The organism is Dietzia sp. B19, assembly GCF_014145155.1.
Taxonomy (GTDB): domain Bacteria; phylum Actinomycetota; class Actinomycetes; order Mycobacteriales; family Mycobacteriaceae; genus Dietzia; species Dietzia natronolimnaea.
The window spans coordinates 1-3,589 of the sequence record NZ_JAALED010000233.1; the positions used below are offsets into that span (position 1 = coordinate 1).

Sequence of the window (3,589 nt, forward strand, 5' to 3'; positions counted from 1 at the left end):
GCTCGCCCCGCAGCGGCCGCTGGGGGAGCTGCGTTCGGACGTCGAGATCGTCGACGCGGCCAAGATCCCGTACGGGCGCTCGATGGCCCAGGACGCCATCAACCGGGTCCTCGTGGACCGCGCGAGGGAGGGCAAGTTCGTCGTCCGACTCAAGGGCGGCGACCCGTTCCTCTACGGGCGGGGATACGAGGAGGCCCACGCCTGCGCCGAGGCCGGGATCCCCTGCACCGTCGTCCCCGGGGTGTCCAGCGCGCTCAGCGTTCCCGCGCTCGCGGGGATCCCCGTGAGCAACCGCGGCATGACCCACGAGGTCACCATCGTCTCGGGTCACCTCCCGCCGGGGCACCCGGGCTCCCTCGTCGACTGGGAGGCCCTGGCCCGGATGCGGGGGACGCTGGTCGTGCTGATGGGCGTCAAGAACTCCCCGGCCATCGCCGACTCGCTCATGGCCGGTGGCCGATCGCCGGACACCCCCGCCGCGATCATCGTGGACGGCAGCCTCGACGGTCAGGTCACCCACCGGTGCACGGTCGGCACCATGGCCACTACGCTCACCGACCGCGGGGTCCGGCCGCCGGCGATAGTGGTTGTCGGCGAGGTCGCCGGACTCCCGCAGGTGCTGACCCGGGCCTGAATCCCGCCCTCGCGGTCCCGGGTCCTCTACTCGGGGCCCCGGGTCCTGTCCTCGGGGGCCCGGGTCCTGACCACAGGGGCCCGCGTCCCCCTCAGGGGCCGGTCACCATCGTCAGGGTGGAGGGCGAGTTGTGTTCGAGGGTGTGCCCCGCCCGGCGGGCCACCCGCAGGAGCGCCTGTACGTCCGCCATCTCCGCCCGTGAGGTCGCCAGCGTCCTGGCGAGCAGCCCCTTGTGGTGCTTGGAGAAGTGGGACACCACCTTGCGGGTGCCGTCCGGGTACTCCGTGACGACGTCGACGGTGACGGCCCCCGGGACCGGCCCCAACTGGTGGTAGCCGCCCGAGCGGAGGTCGACCACGAGGTCGTCGGCCCAGCCCGAGGTGGCGTCGGTGAGCGAGGGCTTCCACACCGCGCGGAGCGTTCCGAGTCCGGGCAGTCGCGTCCCCGCGGAGAGTCGGTAGTGGGGGATGGGGTCGTCGGCGGCGATCAGTCCGAAGAGCGCCGACCCGATCCACAGCCGCGATTCGGCGCGCGCCCGGGTGGCCCGGGTGAAGGAGGCCTGGTCCAACGCGTCGTAGAGCACCCCGGTGTACCGGCTCAGTGCCGGGGCGGTGGGGGAGGTCCACAGGCGTGCGTCGTGCGTCACCTCGTCGGCGAGCGCGTCGCTCAGGCCCAGCGCGCGCCGCGCACCCTCCGGGTCGTCGACACACATCGAGACCAGCGCCCCGGCCACCGTCTCCCGGGTGTCGGAGAGCGCGGGAAGGGACAGCGCGGCCAGATCGAGGGGGCCACCCGACCCGCCGACGGACTTGGTCTCGGAGGGCGAGAGGAGGATGCGCACCCGGCTGAGGCTACCGTCGCTCCGGTGGCGGGTCCCCGGGCGGCTACGCTTGACCACCGTGATCACGCGTCTGTCCCACCTCTTCCTGCGTACGCTCCGCGACGACCCGGCCGATGCCGAGGTCCTGAGCCACAAACTGCTGGTCCGTGCCGGCTACGTCCGGCGCGTCGCGCCCGGCGTGTACTCGTGGCTGCCGCTCGGCCTGCGCACCCTCCGGCGGATCGAGCAGGTGGTGCGAGAGGAGATGAACGCCTCCGGGGCCCAGGAGATCAGCCTGCCCGCGCTCCTGCCCCGCGAGCCCTACGAGACGACGGGCCGGTGGACCGAGTACGGATCTGCGTTGTTCCGTCTCAAGGACCGCAAGGGCAACGACATGCTCCTCGGCCCCACCCACGAGGAGCTGTTCACCCTCACGGTGCAGGGCGAGTACTCCTCGTACAAGGACCTGCCCGTCACCCTGTACCAGATCCAGTCCAAGTACCGGGACGAGGAGCGGCCCCGTGCCGGGATCCTCCGGGGCCGCGAGTTCACCATGAAGGACTCGTACTCCTTCGACCTCGACGACGCCGGTCTCGCACGCTCGTACCAGGTGCACCGGGAGACCTACCAGCGCATCTTCGACCGCCTGGGCATCGAGTACGTGGTCTGCGCCGCCACCTCGGGAGCGATGGGCGGATCGGCGTCCGAGGAGTTCCTGGCGATCTCCGCGGCGGGGGAGGACACCTTCGTCCGGTCGACGGACGGGGAGTACGCGGCCAACGTCGAGGCCGTGGTGACCCCGGTACCGCCCGCCCGTCCGCTCGAGGGACTCCCCGAGCCCGTGGTCCACGACACCCCCGGGACGCCGACGATCGAGACCCTGGTCGAGTGGGCCAACGGAGCGGGCCTCGGGCGACGGGTCACGGCGGCGGACACTCTCAAGAACGTGTTGTTCAAGGTCCGTGAGCCCGGGAAGGACTGGGAGCTGCTGGGCGTGGGGCTGCCCGGGGACCGCGAGGTCGACATGAAGCGCGTCGAGGCGGCGCTCGAGCCCGCCGAGGTGGCCGTGCTGGGCGAGGACGACTTCACGGCCAACCCGTTCCTCGTCAAGGGGTACATCGGTCCCGGGGCCCTGCTCGCGGGCGGGGTCCGGTACCTGGTGGACCCGAGGGTGGTCGACGGGACCGCCTGGATCACCGGGGCCGACGAGCCGGGCAGACACGTCGTGGGCCTGGTCTGTGGCCGCGACTTCACCCCCGACGGCACGATCGAGGCCGCCGAGGTCAGGGAGGGCGACGAGGCCCCCGACGGCCACGGCACACTCACCCTCGCGCGAGGGATCGAGATCGGTCACATCTTCCAGCTCGGCCGGAAGTACACCGACGCCTTCGGATTCGACGTCCTCGGCGAGAACGGCAAGCCCGCCCGGGTGACGATGGGGTCCTACGGCATCGGGGTGTCCCGGCTCGTCGCGGTGCTGGCCGAGCAGTACGCCGACGAGAAGGGCCTGGTGTGGCCGGCGGCCGCGGCTCCGGCCGACGTCCACGTGGTGATAGCCAACAAGGACGAGGCGGCGACCAGCGGAGCCGCGACGCTCGTCGAGGCTCTCGACCGGGCCCGCCTCGAGGTGCTCTTCGACGATCGCAAGGCCTCGCCGGGGGTGAAGTTCAAGGACGCCGAGTTGATCGGCGTCCCGTGGGTCGTCGTCGTGGGTCGGGGATGGTCGGAGGGGACGGTGGAGCTGCGCGAGCGCGCCACCGGGGAGATCACCCAGGTGCCGGTGGACGGAGCCGCGGACGAGATCCTCCGGCTCATCGGGGCCGGGCGCTAGTCCGTCAGGACGGGGGAGGGAACCCGGGCAGCGCCTCGAACGGCGCACCCGGCACCAGCGTCCGCCAGCGCTCCAGTTGGATCGAGGCGGCCGTGAGGGCGTCGAGGCAGAACCTCCGGATCTCCGTCGACCGCGCCGCCGCGATCTCCGTCCGCCACGCCACGCAGCAGTCCGACTCCAGCCGGATGGCCAGGAGCACGGGCGAGGTCGGGGTGTCGGGGGCCGTCAGATAGCCGACAGGCGCGGGAGGGGAGCCGGGCCACAGGGCCTCCGCGGCGTCCCTGCGGGCGCGGTGGGCGGCGAG

Annotated in this window: 4 protein-coding genes; 2 read left to right on the forward strand and 2 right to left on the reverse strand. The window is 72.4% G+C overall.

Annotated elements, in window-relative coordinates; all coding sequences use genetic code 11:
* On the forward strand, positions 1 to 634 hold a 634-nt coding region (gene cobA / locus G6020_RS07725), incomplete at its 5' end, for a uroporphyrinogen-III C-methyltransferase (protein WP_182610224.1).
* Positions 635 to 725: 91 nt separating this feature from the next.
* Here cobA and G6020_RS07730 read toward each other — a convergent pair.
* Positions 726 to 1,475 (reverse strand): peroxide stress protein YaaA, encoded by a 750-nt coding sequence (locus G6020_RS07730; RefSeq protein ID WP_182610225.1) that lies wholly within the window; start codon positions 1,473 to 1,475, stop codon positions 726 to 728.
* Between the two features lie 58 nt (positions 1,476 to 1,533).
* Between G6020_RS07730 and G6020_RS07735 the strand changes: the two genes are divergently transcribed.
* Positions 1,534 to 3,285 (forward strand): proline--tRNA ligase, encoded by a 1,752-nt coding sequence (locus G6020_RS07735; protein WP_182610226.1) that lies wholly within the window; start codon positions 1,534 to 1,536, stop codon positions 3,283 to 3,285.
* A gap of 4 nt (positions 3,286 to 3,289) precedes the next feature.
* Here G6020_RS07735 and G6020_RS07740 read toward each other — a convergent pair.
* Positions 3,290 to 3,589 (reverse strand): DUF4439 domain-containing protein (locus G6020_RS07740; protein ID WP_182610227.1); only part of this gene is annotated, 300 nt, incomplete at its 5' end.